The sequence below is a fragment of the Methylophilus sp. 13 genome (assembly GCF_015354335.1).
Taxonomy (GTDB): Bacteria; Pseudomonadota; Gammaproteobacteria; order Burkholderiales; family Methylophilaceae; genus Methylophilus; species Methylophilus glucosoxydans.
On record NZ_JADKYR010000003.1, the window covers coordinates 179,305 to 197,571 of the forward strand.

20 protein-coding genes are annotated in these 18,267 nt (G+C 52.0%); 10 read left to right on the forward strand and 10 right to left on the reverse strand.

Going from position 1 to position 18,267, the window contains the following annotated elements:
• Positions 1-44: 44 nt before the first annotated feature.
• From INP77_RS08560 to INP77_RS08585, 6 genes are all read left to right on the forward strand, one after another.
• A complete protein-coding gene (locus INP77_RS08560; protein WP_194748631.1) occupies positions 45-587 on the forward strand; it encodes a sigma-70 family RNA polymerase sigma factor in 543 nt (180 codons plus the stop codon).
• A 22-nt stretch (positions 588-609) separates the two neighbouring features.
• The gene (locus INP77_RS08565; RefSeq protein WP_194748632.1) at positions 610-858 is read left to right on the forward strand and encodes a zf-HC2 domain-containing protein; all 249 of its coding nucleotides are present in this window, start codon (positions 610-612) and stop codon (positions 856-858) included.
• A gap of 36 nt (positions 859-894) precedes the next feature.
• Positions 895-1,242, forward strand: coding sequence for a hypothetical protein (locus tag INP77_RS08570; RefSeq protein ID WP_194748633.1), 348 nt, complete (start codon positions 895-897; stop codon positions 1,240-1,242).
• Positions 1,243-1,255: 13 nt separating this feature from the next.
• On the forward strand, positions 1,256-2,134 hold the full coding sequence (locus tag INP77_RS08575) for a DUF692 domain-containing protein (protein ID WP_194748634.1): 879 nt from the start codon (positions 1,256-1,258) through the stop codon (positions 2,132-2,134).
• Positions 2,134-2,886, forward strand: a complete 753-nt coding sequence (locus INP77_RS08580) for a DUF2063 domain-containing protein (protein WP_194748635.1) — start codon at positions 2,134-2,136, stop codon at positions 2,884-2,886. The genes INP77_RS08575 and INP77_RS08580 overlap by 1 nt, the downstream gene beginning before the upstream one ends.
• A gap of 196 nt (positions 2,887-3,082) precedes the next feature.
• Complete coding sequence (locus tag INP77_RS08585; RefSeq protein WP_194748636.1) at positions 3,083-3,550, forward strand: MarR family winged helix-turn-helix transcriptional regulator; 468 nt, start codon at positions 3,083-3,085, stop codon at positions 3,548-3,550.
• 162 nt (positions 3,551-3,712) lie between these two features.
• Here the strand turns inward: INP77_RS08585 and INP77_RS08590 are convergent, their stop codons facing one another.
• The 3 genes from INP77_RS08590 to INP77_RS08600 all read right to left on the reverse strand — a co-directional run bounded on the left by INP77_RS08590 (position 3,713) and on the right by INP77_RS08600 (position 7,658).
• Positions 3,713-3,898 carry a DUF1289 domain-containing protein gene (locus INP77_RS08590; RefSeq protein ID WP_194748637.1) on the reverse strand — a complete coding sequence of 62 codons (186 nt, stop codon included), beginning with the start codon at positions 3,896-3,898 and terminating at the stop codon, positions 3,713-3,715.
• Positions 3,899-3,921: 23 nt separating this feature from the next.
• Positions 3,922-6,654 carry a preprotein translocase subunit SecA gene (secA, locus tag INP77_RS08595; RefSeq protein ID WP_194748638.1) on the reverse strand — a complete coding sequence of 911 codons (2,733 nt, stop codon included), beginning with the start codon at positions 6,652-6,654 and terminating at the stop codon, positions 3,922-3,924.
• Positions 6,655-6,755: 101 nt separating this feature from the next.
• Positions 6,756-7,658 carry a M23 family metallopeptidase gene (locus INP77_RS08600; RefSeq protein ID WP_194748639.1) on the reverse strand — a complete coding sequence of 301 codons (903 nt, stop codon included), beginning with the start codon at positions 7,656-7,658 and terminating at the stop codon, positions 6,756-6,758.
• Between the two features lie 42 nt (positions 7,659-7,700).
• On the opposite strand from INP77_RS08600, the gene INP77_RS08605 reads away from it, so the two are divergent.
• Together INP77_RS08605 and INP77_RS08610 are read left to right on the forward strand one after the other, a co-directional pair.
• Positions 7,701-8,201 carry a DUF721 domain-containing protein gene (locus tag INP77_RS08605; protein ID WP_228518830.1) on the forward strand — a complete coding sequence of 167 codons (501 nt, stop codon included), beginning with the start codon at positions 7,701-7,703 and terminating at the stop codon, positions 8,199-8,201.
• Positions 8,202-8,397: 196 nt separating this feature from the next.
• On the forward strand, positions 8,398-10,428 hold the full coding sequence (locus INP77_RS08610) for a sodium-translocating pyrophosphatase (protein WP_194748640.1): 2,031 nt from the start codon (positions 8,398-8,400) through the stop codon (positions 10,426-10,428).
• Between the two features lie 92 nt (positions 10,429-10,520).
• Here INP77_RS08610 and ppa read toward each other — a convergent pair whose 3' ends face one another.
• The 4 genes from ppa to gap (INP77_RS08630) form a co-directional block, all read right to left on the reverse strand.
• On the reverse strand, positions 10,521-11,069 hold the full coding sequence (gene ppa / locus INP77_RS08615; RefSeq protein ID WP_194748641.1) for an inorganic diphosphatase: 549 nt from the start codon (positions 11,067-11,069) through the stop codon (positions 10,521-10,523).
• 72 nt (positions 11,070-11,141) lie between these two features.
• On the reverse strand, positions 11,142-11,438 hold the full coding sequence (locus INP77_RS08620; RefSeq protein ID WP_194748642.1) for a YkvA family protein: 297 nt from the start codon (positions 11,436-11,438) through the stop codon (positions 11,142-11,144).
• 21 nt (positions 11,439-11,459) lie between these two features.
• A complete protein-coding gene (locus tag INP77_RS08625) occupies positions 11,460-12,359 on the reverse strand; it encodes a phosphoribosylaminoimidazolesuccinocarboxamide synthase (protein WP_194748643.1) in 900 nt (299 codons plus the stop codon).
• Between the two features lie 104 nt (positions 12,360-12,463).
• Positions 12,464-13,525, reverse strand: coding sequence for a type I glyceraldehyde-3-phosphate dehydrogenase (gap, locus tag INP77_RS08630; protein ID WP_194748644.1), 1,062 nt, complete (start codon positions 13,523-13,525; stop codon positions 12,464-12,466).
• A 156-nt stretch (positions 13,526-13,681) separates the two neighbouring features.
• Here gap (INP77_RS08630) and INP77_RS08635 point away from each other — a divergent pair, with 156 nt between their 5' ends.
• On the forward strand, positions 13,682-14,674 hold the full coding sequence (locus tag INP77_RS08635; protein ID WP_194748645.1) for a GGDEF domain-containing protein: 993 nt from the start codon (positions 13,682-13,684) through the stop codon (positions 14,672-14,674).
• Positions 14,675-14,722: 48 nt separating this feature from the next.
• Here the strand turns inward: INP77_RS08635 and INP77_RS08640 are convergent, their stop codons facing one another.
• Together INP77_RS08640 and gap (INP77_RS08645) are read right to left on the reverse strand one after the other, a co-directional pair.
• Positions 14,723-15,916, reverse strand: a complete 1,194-nt coding sequence (locus tag INP77_RS08640) for a phosphoglycerate kinase (RefSeq protein ID WP_194748646.1) — start codon at positions 15,914-15,916, stop codon at positions 14,723-14,725.
• 99 nt (positions 15,917-16,015) lie between these two features.
• Entirely contained in the window at positions 16,016-17,017 is a 1,002-nt protein-coding gene (gene gap / locus INP77_RS08645; RefSeq protein ID WP_194748647.1) for a type I glyceraldehyde-3-phosphate dehydrogenase, read from the reverse strand.
• Between the two features lie 163 nt (positions 17,018-17,180).
• Here gap (INP77_RS08645) and msrA point away from each other — a divergent pair, with 163 nt between their 5' ends.
• Complete coding sequence (gene msrA, locus INP77_RS08650) at positions 17,181-17,696, forward strand: peptide-methionine (S)-S-oxide reductase MsrA (protein WP_194748648.1); 516 nt, start codon at positions 17,181-17,183, stop codon at positions 17,694-17,696.
• A 14-nt stretch (positions 17,697-17,710) separates the two neighbouring features.
• Here msrA and INP77_RS08655 read toward each other — a convergent pair whose 3' ends face one another.
• Positions 17,711-18,259 (reverse strand): RNA pyrophosphohydrolase, encoded by a 549-nt coding sequence (locus INP77_RS08655; protein ID WP_194748649.1) that lies wholly within the window; start codon positions 18,257-18,259, stop codon positions 17,711-17,713.
• Between the last annotated feature and the right edge of the window lie 8 nt (positions 18,260-18,267).

Below are 18,267 nucleotides of genomic sequence, written 5' to 3' on the forward strand. Positions count from 1 at the left end.
AAACGCTATTCCACCGCCCTTGAATCTATGATTCAATAGCCGCCATGAAACCGAATCCGCATGACTGGCTCAATGAACATGGCGACTATCTTTACCGTTTTGCCCTCGCCCGCTTGCGCGACAGTCATCAAGCTGAAGATGTCGTGCAGGAAACCTTGCTTGCAGCCATCAAAAATCCAAACTTTGCCGAACACTCCAGCCCACGCACCTGGCTGACCGGCATCCTCAAGCATAAAATCATAGACTGTCTGCGCAAACAACTGCGTGAAGTGCCCGCCTCGGAACTCATGAGCGAAGAAGATGCCAATATGGATGAGTTTTTTGATGAAACCGGGCACTGGGCAGAAAAACCGCAGGCGTGGGATATGCCACAGCAAGCCTTGCAACAAAGCCAGTTCCTGACCATATTGCAACAATGCATGGAGCGGCTGCCACAAAAACTGGCGGCGATTTTCACCATGCGCGAAGTCGATGACATGGAGAATGAAGAAATTTGTAAGGTACTCGAGATCAGCGCGACCAATGCTTGGGTCATGCTATACCGCGCCCGCATGAGTCTGCGAAAATGTCTTGAGATGAACTGGTAACCATAGGTAGCACAGAAAATAAATGTTGAGTTGCAAACAAACCAGCCTGCTGGTCTCGCAATCACTGGACCGTCCACTCAACTGGCGTGAGCGGTGGGCGGTGAGAGTGCATTTGCTCATTTGCGTCTATTGCAGGCGTTTTAAACAGCAACTGCTGTGGATGCGCCGTCACCTCGCCAGTTGGCAGCAACAGGCGGCGGACGATCAGTCACTGACGCTCTCTGCAACAGCCAAGGAACGAATTACACAACAACTGGACAAGTTTTACTGATGTCCGCTTTTCAATCTGAGCAAGAAGGAAAAAATCATGAAAAAGAAAAATGTGGCATTAATGACAGGTGCAGTGGCCTTGTCAATTGCAGCGGTCAGCGCGCATGCCGCCAGCAACCCGTTTGAAATCAAACCGCTCGCGCAAGGATACCAGGTGGCAGAAGCCACAGACAGCAAAGCCAAGGAAGGCAAATGTGCGAGCGGCCAATGTGGGGCACACAAGAAAAAGATGAAAGAAGGCAGCTGCTCTGCCGAGAAAATGAAAGAGGGTTCTTGCCACCACCATAAAAGCAAAGAGGGCAGCTGTTCAGCAGAAAAAATGAAGGAGGGTGGCTGCTCTGCCGAGAAAATGAAAGAAGGTGCCTGTCACGCCAGCAAATCCTGAGGGACCCTAGCGCATGGCGTTACGCTCAGAGATTCAGGGTGCGGGCTTGGGGCTCAAGCGTGAGCTGATTCCCCAACTGATGCGGCAGCATGGGGAGCCACAGCTCAGCGCGCTGCAGTTTTTAGAGATTGCCCCGGAAAACTGGTTACAGGCTGGCGGCAAATACGCGGCTGAGCTGGACTGGTTTGTTCAACGCTATCCCATGGTGTGTCACGGCTTGTGTTTATCGTTGGGCGGTCCAGACCCGCTCAACATCGCTTTTCTCAAACAGCTTAAGCAGTTTCTGAAAGACTTCGAGATTCCACTCTATACCGAGCACCTGAGTTATTGCAGCGACCTGAGCAATGGTTATATTTATGATTTACTGCCTATCCCCTTCACGCATGAAGCGGTGAAATATGTGGCGCAACGCATCCGGCAAACGCAGGATATTCTGGAGCAGCGCATCGCCGTTGAAAATACCTCGTTTTACGTGGCGGCACCAATGTCAGACATGGATGAAATCAGCTTTATCAATGCCGTATTGACCGAGGCGAATTGCGACCTGCATCTGGATATCAACAATCTGTATGTCAACAGCGTCAACTTTCAGTTTGATCCTTATGCCTTTTTGGACCAGATCCCAGCCGAGCGTGTGGTGTACGGGCACTTGGCCGGCCATTGGCAAGCGCAACCTGACTTACTGGTAGACACCCATGGCGAAGCGGTCATTGAACCGGTGTGGCAATTACTCACCCATGCCTATCGCAACTTGAAGATCTTCCCAACGCTGCTGGAGCGAGATAGCAATATTCCGGCACTCAACGAAGTCATGCTTGAAGTGAAGCGGATTGCGCAATCACAGCAATCGCAATTGCTGACCGACGCAAACATGCTGCCAGAGGTGGCCTGATGCCTGCCTTTCAGGATTACCAGGCCGACTTTACCGCCCATTTGCGTCAGCCTGCGCAGCATGCCCCTCCGCATGGGGTAGACCGCAAACGCATGCGCATTTACACGGAGATCGTCTTTAACCAGTTTTTGACTAGCCTGCAAGCCTGTTTTCCTGTGCTCAGGTCCATCCTGGGCAAGCGCATCTTTCAACGCCTGGCGCGGCAGTGCTTCTCCGGGCAAACATTTGCCAATCCCTTGTTTCAGGATATTCCCGCCAGATTTGTCGATTTTTTAAGCACCCATCAAGCCGCTGACCTGCCCCCATACACGACTGAATTGGCCCATTATGAATGGATAGAACTGGCGCTTAGTCGCGAGCTGGCAGAAGCACCATTGCCAGCGGCCGAGCAAACAGCGTTGGTACCTGGACTCACCCATCGCGTCAGCCTGACCGCCGTGCATCGCCTGCTGCATTATGCTTTTCCGGTGCATCAACTGTCGCGCAAGCAACGACATCTCCCTGCCGCTGACACTTACCTGCTCGTGTATCGTACGCCAGATTTTCAGATACGCTTTATCCAACTCAACGTGATCACCTACCAATTGTTACAACAGATACATCTGCATCCAGCCACTGCAGAACAACATTTGCTAGAATTGTCCCAACATCTGCCAGATCTGCCGCGCGAGACTTTGCTTCAATTTGGAATAGAGACCTTGCAGACCCTGGCCGCGGCGCAAGCGATCGACGTTACCCCAGCGCAGGACTAATACGCACCGGGCTCATTAATCCACGTAAACAATTACCCTTAAAGTATAAATATCATTAATATTTATCGCGAAAAGGACTTTTTTGTCTAAAATAAACCCAGTTCGGGATTTTTTCCCGACATTCGCCACCTCATAACAGGTGGACATTCAGGGAAGCTGATACAATAAAAAAATAAATATTTACATTAAATTAACCATGCAAAATACTCTTGCCAAAGAAGCTTTAAAACAATTTCGAATTATTTTTGGAACCGTGAGGCAACACTTCAGGGAGATTGAAGTGTCGTGTGGCATTTCAGGCTCGCAATTGTGGTTATTACACGAAATCGCCACGCACCCAGAATTAGGTGTTTCTCGTCTGGCTGAAAATCTGGCCATCCATCAATCCACCTGTAGCTTGCTCGTCGAAAAACTGGTCAAAAAACAATTGGTGCAAAAACAGCGTCAAAGCGAAGACCAACGCAAAGTCGGCCTGATTGTGACTGATGCTGGGCACGCGGTGCTCGCCAAGGCACCGAAACCAGTAGATGGCATTCTGCCGCAAGTCTTGCACACACTGGATATCGAAGCTTTAAAAGAGTTAAATGCCTCGTTGAACATGGTCATTACCAAGTTGGACGCACAATCCAAAGCACTCGCCGACCAGCCAATGGGTGATATGTAAAATAATCACTTTATTTGAGATTGAGAATGACTGTTTGCGTCACAAATCATTCACCAGGCTTCAGCTAAATCAGCCCTCAATCAGCTCAAAACAACGCACACAAATAAAAAAGTCGGCAACTGCCGACTTTTTTATTTGTGTCTTGAATCCTGCAAAAGTGAGTTATTCGCCAAATACTGCCGCCTCACGTGCCGCTGCCGTTTTGATGACTTCGGCTTTGGCCGCATTATCCAGATCCCACCATTGGCGGATTTCCTCTAGCGTTCTAAAGCAGCCCTGGCAAAAACCACTCACTTCGTCCATGCTGCACACCCCGACACATGGTGAGGCAATTTCCTGTTCTGACATGCTGATTTCCTTTCAAACTTACCCTAGCTCAAAGCACCGTGGCAATTTTTATATTTTTTGCCAGAGCCACATGGACAAGGGTCATTACGCCCAACACGTACGCCTTCAGGCACATTCAAAGATTCCGCGGCGCTTGCATCTGTAGTCGCTAATGCAGAGTCGTAATCCGTGTGTTGATACTGCACATTTGCCACCTCGGCGGCGCGCATGGCTTCTTCTGCACGGCGTTCTTCGGCCTCAAGCTCTTCGCGGGAACGAATCTGCACCTGCATGGTGATCTTGGTGACTTCACTTTTCACCGTATTCAACAGCGACTCAAACAGCTCAAACGCTTCACGCTTGTATTCCTGTTTGGGGTTCTTTTGCGCATAAGAACGCAAATGAATGCCTTGGCGCAGATGATCCAGCGCCGCCAAATGCTCGCGCCAGTGGTTATCCAGGCTTTGCAACATGACGGATCGCTCGAAATTACGCATGTTGTCATTGCCTGCAAGTGCTTCCTTGGAGCCATACAGCTCGTTGGCTGCATTGAGGATACGCTCACGCAAGGTTTCCTCATGCAGGTCAGGGTTGGTTTCCAGCCATTCCGCCACTGGCAAGGTCAAACCAAGCTCAGCCTGCAAAGCCTGCTCGAGCGCTGGGACTTCCCATTGCTCTTCCACGCTGCCTGGAGGAACGTAAGTATTAAACAAGCTGTTGATGACGTCTTCGCGCATGGCATGAATCGTTTGGCCGACATCAATAGACTCTAGCAACTCATTGCGCTGTTCGTATATCACCTTGCGCTGGTCATTGGAGACATCATCGTATTCCAGCAATTGCTTGCGGATGTCAAAGTTACGGCCTTCAACCTTGCGTTGCGCGTTTTCAATGGCGCGCGTCACCATGGCATGTTCAATCGCTTCACCTTCCGGCATGTTGAGGCGGGTCATAATCGCTGCCACGCGCTCACCGGAGAAAATACGCAACAATGGATCTTCAAGCGACAGATAGAAGCGGCTGGAGCCTGGATCGCCCTGACGGCCTGCTCGTCCACGCAGCTGGTTATCTACACGGCGAGATTCGTGACGCTCGGTGCCGATGATATGCAAACCACCCGCGGCCAGCACGGCATCATGGCGCTGCTGCCACTCGGCTTTGAGCTGGGCAATTTTGCCAGCTTTTTCTGCCTCAGACAGTTTTTCATCCTGCTGGATAGCATGAATTTCATTTTCCGAATTACCGCCGAGCACAATATCGGTACCGCGGCCAGCCATGTTAGTGGCAATGGTAATCACGCCTGGACGACCGGCCTCTGCCACGATGCTTGCTTCGCGCTCATGCTGTTTGGCATTCAATACCTGATGTTCAAGCTTGGCCTGAGTCAGGAGCTTGGAAATCAGTTCGGAGTTTTCAATCGAAGTGGTCCCGACCAGCACAGGCTGACCTTTGGCCTGACACTGTTTGATATCCTCAATGACGGCTTTGTATTTTTCCATCGCCGTGCGGTAGACCTTGTCCATCGCGTCCAGGCGCTGTACCGGTCTGTGGGTTGGGATCACCACGGTTTCCAAGCCATAAATCTGGTTAAACTCATAGGCCTCGGTATCAGCCGTCCCGGTCATGCCGCTCAGCTTTTGATACATGCGGAAATAGTTCTGGAACGTGATCGAAGCCAGGGTCTGGTTTTCTTTCTGGATGGTCACGCCTTCTTTGGCTTCGACTGCCTGATGCAGGCCATCAGACCAGCGGCGGCCCGGCATCATGCGGCCAGAAAACTCATCGACGATGACGATCTCGCCGTTACGCACGACATAATGCTGATCGCGATGATAGAGATTTTGTGCGCGCAAGGAGGCATACAAATGATGCACCAGCGTAATATTCGCCGGTTCATACAGGCTTGAACCCGCCGCCAGCAAGCCGGTTTGTTCCAGCAATTGCTCGGCATGCTCATGCCCGGCTTCACTCATGGTCACACTCTGGGCTTTTTCATCTACCCAGAAGTCGCCTTCACCCTCTTCGGCTTGCTGACGCACCAATTGCTTGGCCACTTCATTGATGGCGCCATACAAATCCACGCTGTGTTCCGCCTGGCCGGAAATAATCAAGGGCGTACGCGCTTCATCGATCAGGATAGAGTCCACCTCATCCACCAGCGCATAATGCAAAGGACGCTGTACGCGCTCCTCTTTGCTAAACACCATGTTGTCGCGCAGGTAATCAAAGCCGAACTCGTTATTGGTCCCGTAGGTAATGTCTGCCGCATAGGCCAGCTGCTTGGCATCATGCGTCATTTGAGACAGGTTAATGCCTACGCTCAGACCCAGGAAGTTATACAGTTTGCCCATCCATTCGGCGTCACGCTTGGCCAGATAGTCGTTGACCGTCACCACATGTACGCCTTTACCGGTCAAGGCATTCAAATAAGTCGGCAAGGTCGCCACCAGGGTTTTACCTTCACCGGTACGCATTTCGGCAATTTTGCCTGCGTTGAGCACCATGCCACCGATCAGCTGTACGTCGAAGTGACGCATCCCCAACACGCGCTTGCCGCCCTCACGCACAACTGCAAAAGCTTCTGGCAACAGCTTTTCCAGGCTCTCACCGCCAGCATAACGCTGTTTGAACTCCTCAGTTTTGGCCCGCAACTGCTCATCCGAGAGTGCGGCGATTTCTGACTCTAATGCATTGATTTGTTTGACGATTTGCTGGTACTGCTTGACGAGCCGATCATTGCGGCTACCAAATACTTTTTTAAACAACGAGGCTAACATGAGTCACACCGATTTCCGCTGACGCGGTGTTAATTGAAATAAACAGAGATTGTATAAGATATAGAGGGCGATTGTCTCAATTATTGTATTGCCTGACTGGGTCAGGAATGATTTTTGAGATACTCACGCGGGTCCAGCGGGTTGCCATTGAGACGAATTTCATAATGCAAATGCGGCCCGGTTGAGCGTCCGGTACTGCCAATTAAGGCAATCTTTTGACCCTTGGTAACACGGTCTCCCGGGTTCACCAATAACTTCGAATTGTGGGCATAGCGCGTTTCAAGACCCGCGCCATGGTCAATCTTGAGCAAATTGCCATAGTCTGCGGTTTGTACCGCGGTGGTCACAATACCGTCTGCGGCAGCATAAACCGGCGTCCCCACCGAGGCTGGGAAATCCAGGCCTTCGTGGAAAGCGCGATGGCCACTCATGGGATCAATCCGCCAGCCATAACTGGACGAACTATACGCGGCTTCCACCGGACTACTATTAGGCAGCATTTCGCGCAATACGCTCTTTTGCAACAACTTGGCCTCAAGCTTGCCCTGATACTCATCACGCAAATCGAGGTCTGCAGACATTTGCTCAATGGTTGCTTTCAGGTCTTCCTCACTCAGCGGAGAATCTTTTACCAGCGGCCCCCCGCGGCCCATCATGTCGTTGACCGGCGTTCTTTCATTAATCGGCTCGGCAGTCGATTTGACGCCTGCCAATTTGGACAAGCGCTGATTTTGCGCATCCAGCCGCAAAATACGCGCCTGCAATTCGCCAATTTGCTTGGCATAAGCATCGAGGTGATTTTGGGTAGACAACATGGCACCACGCAAGTGAGGCGGCAGCATAGCTTTAACGCCTTGTGATTTAATGACCTGCTGCGGTGTGATAAACAACAGCGTCAACACGATAGGCACCAAAATCAGCGCCAGCACCAAGCCGACACTTTCAAACACGCCCAATGTTTTGGGCTTGGCCATTTTTTCTGAAACAATAATGATATTAATCATGCTACGAACTCTCGCGATGCACCCGCCGCATGCCGACTAAACATGCATGACAGCGATGTGGTGTACAATATTCAAGCATTCTGTGGACAACCGGCCATGTTCAAAATCAACCAGATTTTCAAACATCATCAAGCGCTCAAACCGCTACTACAAGAAGCGGATGACCGTCAGCAATTACAACAATGCTGGTCTGCAGTTGCCCCGGAATTTTCCAGGCTTTCGCATGTGCTAGCCCTACAAGAGGGGGCGCTAACGATTGCAGTGCAATCAGGCGCTGTGGCCAGCAGAATCAGGCTAATGGAAGCCCAATTACTGCGAAAAATCCAGGAATTTAGTCAAAACTCCCGGAAAATCAAGGCTTTAAACCTTAACGCAATTAAGGTCAAAGTGCAAGTAAAATCTCGCCCGCCTAGCAAAACCAAACGCATCAAATCCCCGTCCAAGCACGCCTTAACGGCACTCGAACGTTGCGCCAAACAAATCGACAATCCTGCGCTGGAAGCGGCCCTGCTTGAGTTTGTCGATCACCAGCGTCAAGACTGAGCCAACCTCACCTGCCAGCCGGGAACCCGGCCATCTCTGCAATCAGAGTACGTATGCTCCGCTATTACACGCTATTGTAGGTGCACACTAATAGTGCAATAATGCCCCAACCTGTTACATTCCATTAACAAATCTGGCAACAGGGTGGTGAGCAGTCATTATCTTCAACGCAGTTTCATCAGGAACAGGAGAAGTCATGTCAGTTGCACTAATGTTAGCGCTTGGTGCCGCCGTTCTGGCGGTAGTGTATGGCGTCGTAATGAGTCAATGGATTTCAGGGTTGCCCGCGGGGAACGCCCGCATGCAAGAAATTGCCGGCGCCATTCAACAAGGGGCTGCTGCCTATCTCTCCCGACAATACAAAACGATTGCCCTGGTTGGGGTTGTTTTGACGATCTTGATCGGTATTTTTCTAAACCCGCAAACTGCCATCGGTTTTGTGATTGGCGCGGTTCTCTCCGGTGCCTGCGGATTTATAGGCATGAACGTCTCGGTGAAAGCAAACGTACGGACCGCCCAAGCCGCGACGCATGGCATAGGGGCGGCTCTGGATGTCGCGTTTAAAGGCGGCGCAATCACTGGCATGCTCGTCGTTGGCCTGGGACTGTTAGGGGTGGCAGGGTTTTATATCTACCTGGGTGCTGAGCAGGCGACTGATCTGAACCCACTGATTGGCTTGGCTTTTGGTTCCTCGTTGATCTCTATCTTTGCGCGCTTGGGCGGTGGCATTTTCACCAAGGGGGCCGATGTCGGGGCCGACCTGGTAGGTAAGGTAGAAGCTGGTATTCCTGAAGATGACCCCCGCAACCCGGCTGTGATTGCGGACAATGTCGGCGACAATGTGGGTGACTGCGCGGGCATGGCGGCTGACCTGTTTGAAACTTACGCGGTGACCCTGATTGCCACCATGGTACTGGGGGGACTGATGGCAACAGAAGCAGGTGCCAATGGCATCATTTACCCCTTGTTGCTAGGTGCGGTTTCCATCGTCGCCTCAATTATTGGCTGCTTTTTTGTCAAAGCCTCGCCCGGTATGAAGAATGTGATGCCCGCGCTATACAAAGGCCTGGCGGTCGCTGGCGTCCTCTCGCTAATTGCGTTTTACTTTGTCACGCAATATGTATTTCCGCAAGGCTATACCCATGGTGAAGTCACGGTGTCCAGCCTGGCCCTGTTTGGCGCCTGTGCGGTAGGGCTGGGACTGACCGCGGCACTGGTATGGATTACCGAATACTACACTGGGACCGATTACGCGCCGGTCAAACACGTGGCGCAAGCCTCTACCACCGGCCATGCCACCAATATTATTGCCGGGATAGGCGTATCGATGAAGTCCACCGCCCTGCCTGTACTCTCGGTGTGTATTGCGATTTATGTCGCTTTTCACCTGGCAGGACTGTATGGGGTAGCCATTGCCGCCATGGCCATGCTCAGTATGGCAGGCATTGTCGTGGCTTTGGATGCTTACGGCCCGATCACCGATAACGCAGGCGGGATTGCCGAAATGGCTGAATTGCCTAGCAGTGTCCGCGAGGTGACTGACCCGCTGGATGCTGTAGGCAACACCACCAAAGCGGTCACCAAAGGCTATGCCATTGGCTCCGCAGGCCTGGCAGCGTTGGTCCTGTTTGCAGACTACACACACAAGCTTGAAAGCGCCGGTATCACTGCCAGCTTTGATTTGAGCGACCCCAAAGTCATCATAGGCTTGTTTATCGGCGGCTTGATTCCATATCTGTTTGCCGCCATGGCCATGGAAGCGGTAGGTCGTGCCGCAGGCAGTGTGGTTGAAGAAGTCCGCCGCCAGTTTCGCGAAATCAAAGGCATTATGGAGGGCACAGCCAAACCTGAATACGGCAAAGCCGTGGATATGCTGACCAGCGCAGCCATCAAGGAAATGATGTTGCCCTCTCTGCTGCCGGTGGCAGCACCGATTGTGGTCGGACTGGTTCTGGGGCCAGTCGCACTGGGCGGCTTGTTGATGGGCACCATCGTGACCGGCTTATTTGTCGCCATCTCGATGTGCACTGGTGGTGGCGCCTGGGATAACGCCAAGAAATACATTGAGGATGGCCATTATGGCGGCAAAGGGTCTGATGCGCACAAGGCGGCCGTGACAGGCGATACCGTTGGCGACCCTTACAAGGATACGGCGGGCCCAGCTGTGAACCCACTGATCAAGATCATCAATATTGTTGCGCTGCTGATCGTGCCCTTATTACATTGACCTTGGATTTTAAGCGTTCATAAAGCAAAAAGCCGGGCGAACGACCCGGCTTTGTTGTGCGCGTTGCAACAAATTAGAACGCTGGCTTCACTTTAAAACGCTGGCTTCACTTCGGCCTTGTTGTAACGGGCAACCCCATCCACGATTTCCTTGTGGGCATCTTCAATCCCCACCCAACCTTCAATTTTCACCCACTTACCCTTGTCCAGATCTTTGTAGTGTTCAAAGAAGTGCGCAATCATATCCAGGCGCCAAGGCGATACATCGGTCAATGTTTTTTGATAAGCATAGAGGCCGCAGACTTTCTCAACCGGCACCGCCAGCACTTTGGCATCACCACCCGCTTCGTCCGTCATTTTCAGCATGCCCAATGCACGGCAACGCACGACCACACCTGGCAACAAAGGCACTGGCGTAATCACCAGCACATCCACCGGGTCTCCATCATCGCCCAGGGTATGTGGAATGTAACCATAGTTACATGGATACTGCATGGAGGTGCCCATAAAGCGATCGACGAACAACGCGCCGCTTTCTTTATCTACTTCATATTTCACTGGATCACCATTGGCTGGGATCTCGATAATGACGTTAAAGTCGTGGGGCAAATCTTTGCCGCTAGGCACCAAATTCAAAGACATGTTTTTAAACCTATCCCTATAAAAAAATCGCCATTATAGGCGATTAATATGAACATTTGCTGGCAAACAACACTATTTTTGATCCTGCTCAGCCGCGACCGCATCGCGGCATGCCTGCCTGATCGTCACAGGAATCAGCTTGAGCGCGAGATACAGTAACAGCGGAATAATCACCAACTCATCAAGCTGGCCAATTAGCGGAATAAAGTCGGGGATCAGATCAAACGGCAACACCAGATACGCCAAGGCTAGCCATAATAACGCTTTGGCTAACCAGGGCGTTTGCGGATGTGCAAGCAATGCGCGATAAAACAAGACCTCTTGTTTAAAGCGTTGACCCAGCGTCACCAGTTGTGCACGAAACCCCATCGCCCTTGACCGATTCAGCAGTCAATCCACCTGCAGGGTGCGACCGGTGAGTTTGGCAAATGCCTCCATGTACTTGTCCGAGGTGCGTTGTGCCACGTCAGCTGGTAATTCCGGGCCGGGTGGCGTCTTGTCCCAACCACAACTTTCAAGCCAGTCACGCACATACTGTTTATCGTAGCTGGGCGGGTTGCTGCCCACCTGATATTGGTCTGCAGGCCAGAAGCGTGAAGAATCAGGCGTCAGCACCTCGTCCATCACATGCAATACCCCTTGCGCATCCACACCAAATTCAAACTTGGTATCGGCAATGATGATACCTTTGGTACGCGCATACTCGGCCGCACGCGTATACAACGCAATTGCCGCCTGCTCGACCTGGGCCGTGATCGCTTTACCAATCAGGGCTTCCACCTGGGCAATGCTGATATTTTCATCATGCTCGCCTACCGCCGCCTTGCTCGAAGGGGTAAACAAAGGTTGTGGCAACTGCTGCGCCAGTTGCAGGCCTGCAGGCAGCGGAATATCACACACCGTGCCCTTGGCCTGATACTCTTTCCAGCCGCTGCCCACCAGATACCCGCGCACAATCGCTTCCAATGGCAAAGCTTTGAGTTTTTTGACCACCACGGCACGGCCTTTGACCTGCGCCACTTCATCCGGAGCGACTACAGATTCCGGCGCGATCCCGGTCAAGTGGTTAGGCACCACACTCTGCAATTGCTCAAACCAGAAGTTAGCCATTTGCGTCAGCATCGCGCCCTTGTGTTGAATCCCCGTGGGCAAAATCACATCAAAAGCACTCAAGCGATCTGTACTGACCAGCAGCATGGTCTGCGCGTCGATATCGTAGATATCACGCACCTTCCCCTGGTGCAGTTTTTTCAGACTCTTGATAGAAGTTTCGAGCAATGGCGCTGACATAATCGTGATCACAAAAGTAAAAACCGCATTATAAATGCGCCACGCCCTTGCAGGCGAATAAATTGTCCGTTAACGACATCAGCCCACAAATGGAGGCCGTCTCGCTAAGCGGCCACCTCTTCAATCTCGACTGGATCAGGCAAATTGGTCATGCACAGCTTGGCATAGCCCACATAGCGCGTCAGGCGCAGCAAATTGCAGGTATAACCATACTCATTGTCGTACCAGGCTACCAGCTTCACAAAAGAGGGGTCCAGCATAATGCCAGCCGATGCATCAAACACGCTGGCAGCTGGGTAGCCTCTGAAATCACTGGAAACCACGGCCTCATCGGTATACCCCAGCACCCCCTTCAAATCTCGCTCTGCGGCGTACTTCATCACGGCGCAGATGTCTTCATAAGTGGTTTTTTGCTGCAACTCGACCGTCAGGTCAACCACCGACACATCTGCCGACGGAATACGCATGGCCATGCCGGTTAACTTTTTGTTGAGGGCCGGAATCACTTTACCGACGGCCTTGGCCGCCCCGGTACTTGAAGGAATAATGTTATCAAAGACGCCGCGACCTCCCCGCCAATCTTTGTTCGACGTCCCATCCACCGTTTTTTGAGTCGCCGTGGCCGCATGAATAGTGGTCATCAATCCACGTTTGATGCCAAAATGGTCATGCAACACCTTGGCCATAGGCGCCAGGCCATTGGTGGTGCAAGAGGCGGCAGAAACAATTTCTTCACCGCGATAATGGTAATGATTGACGCCATAGACATACATAGGCGTGTCGTCCTTCCCTGGCGCTGATTGGACGACAATGCGCGCGCCCCCATTGATGTGTGCAGCACAGGTTTCCTTGGTCAGAAAGACACCAGTACACTCCACCACCACATCCACGTTTGCACTGGCCCAGTCAATCTGCGCCGGATCACGATGTGCCGTCAACCGGATGGGCTTGCCATTCACCACCAGCGATTCGCCCTCTAACTGTGCATCGTATGCGAGACGACCGTGCACCGAATCGTACTTGAGCATATACAACATCTGCTCGGGCGCCTCGATGCCGTTGATCGCCACCACCTCCACATCTTTGAACTCTGCCTGATTTAAAGCGGCTCTGAGCACCATGCGCCCAATTCTGCCAAACCCGTTTATGCCGATCCGAACAGTCATTTTTTGGACTCCTTTTGTCGTGGATATCCTAAAACAAGCAATTTTGATGCTCATTTTGAGCAGTTAGCGTTAGACAGTCATCGTGGCCTTGAATAGAATAGAGTTGAAAACTTAAAAACTTTAAATCATTCAAGCCCCCCGCCCATCGGATATTTTGTGAACGTTGCAGAGCAATTACTGAGTGGTATTCTGGATACATTATCATTGCAAGTGGCAGTGATTGATGAAGCAAGCAGCATTCTCTATGTGAATCAGGCTTGGCGCAGCTTTGGCCTGTTTTACGGCCTGCAACTTGACACAGACTGGTTTGGCATCGCCTATCTCGATATTTGCAAGGCCAATGAAGACACCAACCAGCCAGCCTTGCTGGAGGGCGTTCAACAGGTATTAAGTGGGGCACGTGACCATTTCAGTATTGATTACCTCTGCCACACCCCAACCCAGGAGCCGACCTGGCTGACCTTGAATTTGCAGCCGATGCAAAGCAGCCTCGCAGAGCAGGGCCCGTGCTTTTTGCTGACCCTCACCAATATCACGCATCACAAGCAGGTCGAAGACCGAATTTCTGCCCTCACACTGACAGACCCGCTCACCGGCCTCGCCAACCGCCGTCGACTGGAGCAATTCATGCGGGATGAGTGGTCACGCGCGATCCGCCATCAATCCAGCCTGAGTGTGATGATGGTCGATGCGGATCACTTCAAGCAACTCAATGACAGCATGGGGCATGCCGCTGGCGATGACTGTTTGCGCCAAGTCGCCACCATTCTGCAAGGCTTTAGTAACCGGCCAGGAGATCTGGCTGCACGCTACGGTGGAGAAGAGTTTGTATTGGTACTGGGCCAAACCACGCAAGCGGAAGCCGTCAAAATTGCCGAGCGCATCCGGCAAAAAATCATGGCGCTGGATATCCGTTTTGCCGGACACCGCTTGATGACAGTGAGCATAGGCATTGCCTCACTGGGCGCCCATCATGCGCAATCCCCAAAGGAACAACCCGCACGTACCCAGTGGCTCAATTTTAGTGAAGACGGTAATTTGCTGCTGGAACAAGCGGACAAGGCCCTGTATGTGGCAAAAAAACAGGGCCGTAATCGCGTTGAAGTGTACGACAAACACCACAGACTGACGGTGCCGCTCTCGGTGTAGCCCAAATCCGGGCTAAGTCCGAGAGCAGCTCACCGCGGTGAGCAAAAACTAGGCAGCACGCGCTTCCAGCATGGCCACCGCAGGTAAGGTCTTGCCTTCCAGAAACTCCAGAAACGCCCCGCCGGCCGTAGAGATGTAAGACACTTTGTCATAAATGTCGTATTTTTGAATGGCGGCAATGGTGTCACCGCCGCCAGCCAGCGTAAACGCCCTGGTTTCGGCAATCGCCTTGGCAATGGTTTTGGTGCCTTCGCCAAACTGGTCAAACTCAAACACACCAACCGGGCCATTCCAGACCACGGTACCGGCTTTCATGATGATATCGACCAACTCAGCCGCGGATTGCGCGCCGATATCAAAAATCATGTCATCCGCAGCGACCTCAGTTGCGGCTTTTTTCACGGCAGGCTCATTCGCATCAAACTGCTTACCTACCACCACATCTTTGGCAATCGGCACACAAGCGCCACGGGCAGCCATTTTCCCCATCAGGCCTTTGGCCGTTTCCACCAGGTCGTCTTCGCACAGCGATTTGCCGATTTCATGACCCGCAGCCTTGAGGAAGGTATTGGCAATGCCACCGCCAACCACCAGTTGATCCACTTTGTCAGACAAGCTTTCCAGCACGGTGAGCTTGGTAGAGACTTTAGACCCGCCCACAATCGCCACCAGCGGACGTGCCGGGGCCAGCAAGGCCTGGCTCAAGGCATCCAGCTCTTCGGTCAGCAAAATACCGGCACAGGCGACAGGTGCAAATTTGGCAATGCCGTGGGTGGAGGCTTCGGCGCGGTGCGCAGTGCCAAAGGCATCCATGACAAATACATCGCAGAGCGCGGCGTACTTTTTGGCCAGCTCATCATTGTTTTTTTTCTCACCCACATTAAAGCGGCAGTTTTCGAGCAAAATCAACTGACCATCCTCGGTGGTCAAACTGTCTTCAGGCGCATTCGGTGCCAGCCAGTTTTTCACCAGGCGGACCGGCTGACCCAATAGCTTGCTCATGACATCGGCCACGGGCTTCAGGGAGTTTTCTTCGGTATACACGCCCTCTTCAGGACGGCCCAAGTGTGAGGTCACCATCACTTTGGCGCCGGCTTTTAATGCATATTCTATGGTGGGCATGCTGGCCACAATTCTGGCATCACTGGTCACTACGCCATCTTTTACCGGCACATTGAGATCCGCACGGATGAAGACGCGCTTGCCACGTAAATCGAGGTCGGTCATTTTGATGAATTTCATGAAGGTCTCCCTTGAGCGGTCGGCGCCGCTTGAATATAAACTGGTAAGGATAAAAAACTGTGTGGCAAAAGCAAACGGGGCATAAAGCCCCGTGCATGATTAAGCAATGTGTTGAACCAGACGCAGCAGGTTACAGGTATATCCGTATTCATTGTCATACCAGCCGACCACTTTAACAAAGGTCGGATCCAGCATAATGCCAGCATCGGCATCAAATACACTGGCAGCGGCACTACTACGGAAGTCACTGGAAACCACCTTCTCGTTGGTGTACTCCAGCACACCTTTCAGCGCGCCATCAGCGGCTTGTTGCATGGCCGCGCAAATGGCCTCATAAGTCGTTTCGCTATTGAGCTCCACGGTCAGGTCTACGACAGACACATCTGCAGAAGGCACGCGCATCGCCATCCCGGTCAGCTTTTTGTTCAGCGACGGGATCACTTTACCGACCGCCTTGGCCGCGCCTGTACTCGAAGGAATAATGTTTTCAAACACACTGCGACCGCCGCGCCAGTCTTTTTTGGAGGTGCCATCAACCGTGAGTTGTGATGCAGTGGCGGCATGAATGGTGGTCATCAGGCCACGCTTGATACCAAAGCTATCGTGCAAGACTTTGGCTAAAGGCGCCAAGCCGTTGGTGGTACACGAAGCCGCTGAAATAATGGCCTGACCAGCATACTCATGGTGATTCACGCCAAATACAAACATGGGAGTATCATCTTTACCCGGCGCAGATTGCACTACTTTTTTGGCACCGCCTTGAATATGCGGCTGGCAGGTTTCCTGAGTCAAAAAGGCGCCGGTGGACTCCACCACAATCTCTGCACCGCCTTGACGCCAGTCAATATTGTTCGGGTCACGCTCAGCCGTCAAATGGATACGCTTACCATTCACCACCAACGCGCCATTTTCAGCTTCTACTTTGGCATTAAACCGACCATGGACTGAGTCATACTTGAGCAAATACATCATGTATTCAACATCATATGAGCTGTTAATCGCCACCACTTCAATATTGCTGAACTCTGGCTGCTCAATTGCCGCACGCAACGCCATGCGACCTATCCGTCCAAACCCGTTAATGCCTACCTTGACTGACATATGCTCCCCAACATTGTTAGAACTAAAATGAAGTATTTTAACCTAAACACACTATACTGGACAGACAGTAAGTGTTTGATTTGATACACGACTCAAGCATTCCCATATTTAAAACCCGGTCATTTTGACCACGCAGGGCTGCTTGTGATGAAAGAGGAAGGTTATGCAAGACAACATTATTCTGGCGGGGGGCTGCTTTTGGGGCATGCAGGATTTAATCAGAAGACTGCCAGGCATCATTAGCACACGGGTAGGCTATACCGGCGGAGAGGTGCCCCATGCCACTTACAAAAATCACGGCAACCATGCCGAGGCGATTGAGATTGTATTTGATCCCGCGCAGATCAGCCTGCGGCAATTACTGGTGTTTTTCTTTCAGATTCACGACCCGACCACGCCTAACCGCCAGGGTAACGATTTGGGGCCCTCTTACAGATCAGCCATTTTTTATGCATCAGCAGAACAGAAAGCCGTTGCCGAACAATTGATCACTGAAATGAACGCCTCAGGCATCTGGCCCGGCAAAATTGTCACCGAGCTTACGCCCGCAACAGATTTCTGGCTGGCAGAACCGGAGCATCAGGATTATCTGCTGCGTTACCCAAACGGCTACACCTGCCACGGCCTGAGACCGCAGTGGATATTACCGCAAGATCGCGCAACAGCAAGCTGGTTATAAACCAGGCATGAACATTACTCTGGCGTTACGATGGGCGGCTGCTTGGTCACGGCCGAAGGTTTGCGCGCTTTAGGATAATGGCGCCTGGCAGGATGATGCAGAAAAGTCGCCAATTCATTCAAGGCCAATTGATAGACCTCGCGCTTGAATTCGATCACATCCTCCAGCGGCACCCAATACTCACTCCAGCGCCAGGCATCAAACTCGGGATGCTCGGTCGCGCGCAATGACACATCACTGTCACGCCCGATCAGGCGCAACAAAAACCAGATCTGTTTTTGTCCTTTGTAGCTTCCGCGCCACTCACGCTTGACCCAGCTGGTAGGCACGTCATAGCGCAGCCAGTCACGTGTACGGCCCAGAATTTTAACGTGCTCAGGCTTGAGGCCAACCTCTTCCATCAATTCACGATACATGGCTTGCTCAGGCGTTTCACCATATTTGATGCCACCTTGCGGAAACTGCCATGCATGTTCCCTGATACGCTTGCCCCAAAACACCTGATTGTGCGTATTGCAAAGCACAATTCCGACGTTTGGACGGTATCCATCACGATCTAACATAAAAAACT